Origin of the sequence: Apilactobacillus sp. EABW-1NA (assembly GCF_030398685.1) — a bacterium.
Lineage (GTDB): Bacteria > Bacillota > Bacilli > Lactobacillales > Lactobacillaceae > Apilactobacillus > Apilactobacillus waqarii.
The window spans coordinates 1-4,055 of record NZ_JAPDKO010000045.1 but is presented as its reverse complement, the minus strand read 5'-3'; the positions used below and the strand labels follow the sequence as shown (position 1 = coordinate 4,055).

At 34.4% G+C, this 4,055-nt stretch carries 6 protein-coding genes; 2 read left to right on the top strand and 4 right to left on the bottom strand.

Features of this window, described 5'->3' with window-relative positions; genetic code table 11:
- Window positions 1–3: 3 nt before the first annotated feature.
- Window positions 4–96 (top strand): IS3 family transposase, encoded by a 93-nt coding sequence (locus OEZ61_RS08295; protein ID WP_080719905.1) that lies wholly within the window; start codon window positions 4–6, stop codon window positions 94–96.
- Window positions 97–204: 108 nt separating this feature from the next.
- The gene (locus OEZ61_RS07865; RefSeq protein ID WP_138727276.1) at window positions 205–525 is read left to right on the top strand and encodes a hypothetical protein; all 321 of its coding nucleotides are present in this window, start codon (window positions 205–207) and stop codon (window positions 523–525) included.
- Between the two features lie 24 nt (window positions 526–549).
- On the opposite strand, the gene OEZ61_RS07860 is transcribed toward OEZ61_RS07865, so the two are convergent.
- The 4 genes from OEZ61_RS07860 to OEZ61_RS07845 all read right to left on the bottom strand — a co-directional run bounded on the left by OEZ61_RS07860 (window position 550) and on the right by OEZ61_RS07845 (window position 3,775).
- A complete protein-coding gene (locus tag OEZ61_RS07860; protein WP_290047344.1) occupies window positions 550–1,062 on the bottom strand; it encodes a GNAT family N-acetyltransferase in 513 nt (170 codons plus the stop codon).
- An 11-nt stretch (window positions 1,063–1,073) separates the two neighbouring features.
- Entirely contained in the window at window positions 1,074–1,523 is a 450-nt protein-coding gene (locus tag OEZ61_RS07855; protein ID WP_198178129.1) for a MarR family winged helix-turn-helix transcriptional regulator, read from the bottom strand.
- A gap of 95 nt (window positions 1,524–1,618) precedes the next feature.
- Window positions 1,619–2,608, bottom strand: a complete 990-nt coding sequence (locus tag OEZ61_RS07850; RefSeq protein ID WP_198178130.1) for a D-2-hydroxyacid dehydrogenase — start codon at window positions 2,606–2,608, stop codon at window positions 1,619–1,621.
- Window positions 2,609–3,775, bottom strand: a complete 1,167-nt coding sequence (locus tag OEZ61_RS07845; RefSeq protein ID WP_198178131.1) for an aminotransferase class I/II-fold pyridoxal phosphate-dependent enzyme — start codon at window positions 3,773–3,775, stop codon at window positions 2,609–2,611. It abuts the gene before it with no gap.
- Window positions 3,776–4,055: the final 280 nt, after the last annotated feature.

The following is a 4,055-nucleotide window of genomic DNA, read 5'->3' as shown; positions in this document are numbered from 1 at the left end:
TATATATCTTATTACAACAATTATCGTATAAAACAAAAACTGGGAGGAATGTCACCGGTTGAATACCGGATCAATTCCTCCCAGAAAATAGCATAACCATCTTCCAATTTTAGGGGTTCAGGTCAGCTCACATAGAGCTCTTTTTTATTTTAGTTTTACAAGCATCCATTCGACCTTTAAAATAAAGGCAGGAGTTGAATACAAATGCAAAAAACTACAAAAGGTGTGCTATCTGCCATCAGTCTTTTGATGACCGTCTACATGCTAATTATTACCATCAAAGATATTTCAGACTTATATGTAACTGATTTTTCACTAACATTATTATGGTTAATCACCATTTTGACATTGATTGAAATCATTTTATTTTTCTGGAAACACAATTGGATGATTACCGCATTAATCGGAATCATCGTATTTATCTTAGGAATCATTCTAGTCGCAAACGGGACACTTGGTTTTACCATCATTTTGATTAATTTAATCATTTCAGTCCTATTAAGCGTATATAGTTTATATAACTAAAAAAGAGCTCATAATGAGCTCTTTTTATATTGTTTTTTTCATCAAAATATCTCTTTGTTTATCGGAACCAACAACAAAAATGTGTTCAGAGAAAGGCATAAAGCCTTTTACTTGATAGAAACTAATCGCGTTTGTATTGTTTTCCCAAACTCCAAGCCAAATATAGTTCTTATCCGCTTCTTTAGCAGCATTAATCGCATAGCTCATAAATTGAGACCCTAAGCCTCGACGTTTAAAGTTCTTTCTGATGTAAATTCTTTCAATTTCTAAATAGTCACTACCCATATCTTCAGATTGAGCTTCACCAATATTAATCTTTAGGTAACCAGCCAGTTCATTATCAACGTAGATAAATTCAAAATCAGTTTTATCATCGCTAATTTCCTTCTTTAGCTGATCAATTCCATAATTGTTCTCAAACATTTCTTCTAAATCTTGTTTGCTATTATCATCACCAAAAGTATCTTTAAAAGTTTCAATACTAATTTGACGAAGTTCGTAAACATCAGATAAGTTAACTTTCTTCATTTCAATCATAATAACGCCTCCTAGTAGTCTCTTTTCTCACCACATTTAACTTTTTGCCAATCTTTATAAACATTTGCTTTGGCCCTATCCAATAGCTGGTTGAACGTTTCTCTTTCGGATGCACTAAAACCACTAAGAGCAACTTCGTTAGAATAATTATTCTCCCTTTCGACAATGTAATACATTTCTTTTCCTTTTTCAGTCAGGTATAAGAGCTGATTTTTTCTATTATTTTTACTAATTTCTTTTCTTATTAAATTCGCTTTTACTAGATTATTAACGGCCCTGCTACCAGTCGTTTTATCAACACAAATCATTTCACATAGTTGTTGTAAAAAAATCCCAGGTTTTTCACCTATACGGACTAAATATAGATATTGACCTTTAGACAATTCATACTCCTTAAATTCTATATTACTAATCGAGTCCAAAGACCTTGCTATCACACCAATTTTTCTTAAAGAATCCATATAAGCACCTCCATTTTGTTGCAAATGCAACTATATCATAATTAAATATTCTTTTCCAACAAAAAAGAGCTCATAATGAGCTCTTTTTTCTTACTCTAATTAACTTGGTATAAGGCCTTTTGACCGTTAGCAATCTTGATAGCATCTCTCACTGAGAATAACGCCATATTGTGGACCGCAACATCGGTAAAGAAAGCAATATGTGGAGTAACAATTACGTTATCCATCGCAATTAAAGCTTTTAAGTTGTCATTGTCGTATCCCTTGTCGCCAAGATCAACACTGGTAATTCCAGCTTCACCATCAAACACATCAATTCCTGCCGCACCGATTTCACCGGATTCTAGAGCAGCAACTAGCGCATCAGTATCAACGACTCCACCACGGGAAGCATTAATGAAAATAGCGTCATTTTTCATTTTCTTGAATCGCTCAAAATTCATAAAATGATCCATTTCAGGAGTTAAAGGTGTGTGCATAGTTACGACATCTGATTCGGATAATAGGTAGTTTACATCAACATATTCGACCGTATCAGCCAAATCAGTTCTTGGCACGGGATCATACGCTAATACGCGTGCTCCTAGCGCTTTAAAAATGCGTGCAGATGCACTTCCGATGGTTCCAGCACCGATTACTCCAACAGTTAAGTTATGAATCTCACGGGCTTGTCCGCCAGTCCAACTAAAGTCGTTTCTCTCCTCACGTTTACTGTAGTCTTTTAATCGTCGTAATAACGCCATCGTATCAGCTAATACTAATTCACTGACCGAACGAGGGGAGTATCCAGGCACGTTGGTTACTTTTAAATTGTATTTGTTGGCTAAATTTAAATCGATAATTTCGTATCCAGTACTACGTAATGATATTTGTTTGATTCCATTTTCAGCCAAACGTTTGTATAAACTATCACCAGAAAGAGCACCATGTTGTTGAATGGTAATAGCATCATAGTCCTTGGTTTTATCAACGTTATCCAATGTTAATGCTTCATTTATGTGATCAATTTGCACATTCAACTCATCAGCAATGGCTTCAAAATCTTCTATCTCGTATGGTTGGGTATTGAACATTAATATTTTCATCTAGTTATCCTCCACGAATTTAGCAATGCGTTTCAATGCTTCATTTAAGTTATCTTCACTAGTTGCATAACTCAAACGGAAATAACCTTTTCCAGCTTTTCCAAAAGCACTTCCAGGCATTGTACCAACTTTAGCTTCTTTCGCTAGTTTCGTACAAAAGGCAAAATCATCTTCACCAAATTGTTCTGGAATTTTAGCAAAAATATAAAATGCACCGCTCGGATTGGCGCTTTCAATACCAATATCAGATAAGCCTTGGCGTAATAACGCACGTCGTTTTTCATAAATCTTCTTCATTTCCGGTCCATCATCTCTACCATGATTCAACGCCTCGGCAGCAGCAAACTGAGCATTGTCAGTTATAGAACTAACGTTGTATTCGTGTATAGATTTAATAACATTAATAATATCGGCAGGGCCATATACCAAACCGACTCTCCATCCAGTCATCGCATGAGATTTTGACAAACCATTATATACAATCGTTTGATCTCTAATAAATTCTGCAATAGATGCATGTTCATGCTCGTAGTTTAATTCACTGTAGATTTCATCACTAATACAGAAAATATCGTATTTCTTAATTACATCTGCCAGTTCTTTCAATTGTTCTCTAGTGTATGAAACACCTGTCGGATTATTAGGAGTATTAATAATAACCGCTTTAACTTCTGGATGCTGTCTAATCGCTTCTTCTAATTTATAAGGAGTTAGTACGAAATCATCTTTGGATGTATCAACTTCAATCGGATGTGCACCAAAAAATGATACATTATTAAAATATGGAGAAAATGCTGGAGATGGAATAATCACGCCATCTCCTGTATCTAGGATTGCTGCAAATGTTAAAAATACAGCTTCTGTTACTCCAACTGTAGCGATAAATTCAGTATCAGCATCGTAATTTAACCCATATTTATCTGCTAAAAAGTTAACGGCAGCTTCACGCAATTCAATAATCCCGCGAGAATCACTGTAATGACTCTGATTGTCATTAATCGCTTGAATAGCTGCCTTCTTAATGTGATCAGGTGTATTAAAATCTGGCTCTCCGATTGTTAACGGAATTAATCCGTCAACACCAGCGATAGAAGCGCCAAAAGACAAGATAGCATCTGGTTTGACGTTTTCCATTCGTTTGCTAATTTTGTTAACTAATTTAGACATATTAATCAACCTCCCTTATAAATATTAGAAAATGATTAGAAACATTATCGATATATTATTACTATTTAATAACCCATGTCAATCTAATTATTAATTTTGTATTAGAAAAATGAATTAATTTCATCTAAGCAAATGGACAAAATAAAAAGAACCCTGAACTGAACCCCTTGAGTTGGAGAAATCTAACCTAAGGGGTTCTTTTATGTTTTCTAAAGAATTAAAATTAGCTGCCATTAAAGATTATTATAATGGTTTAGGATTTACAAAAATTATTAATAAG

What these genes read in the sequence shown, in the direction of transcription:
- OEZ61_RS07865 (WP_138727276.1), top strand. Translation starts at nt 205, where the DNA reads ATGCAAAAAACTACAAAAGGTGTGCTATCTGCCATCAGTCTTTTGATG.
- OEZ61_RS07850 (WP_198178130.1), bottom strand. Translation starts at nt 2,608, where the DNA reads ATGAAAATATTAATGTTCAATACCCAACCATACGAGATAGAAGATTTT.
- OEZ61_RS07845 (WP_198178131.1), bottom strand. Translation starts at nt 3,775, where the DNA reads ATGTCTAAATTAGTTAACAAAATTAGCAAACGAATGGAAAACGTCAAA.
- OEZ61_RS07860 (WP_290047344.1), bottom strand. Translation starts at nt 1,062, where the DNA reads ATGATTGAAATGAAGAAAGTTAACTTATCTGATGTTTACGAACTTCGT.
- OEZ61_RS07855 (WP_198178129.1), bottom strand. Translation starts at nt 1,523, where the DNA reads ATGGATTCTTTAAGAAAAATTGGTGTGATAGCAAGGTCTTTGGACTCG.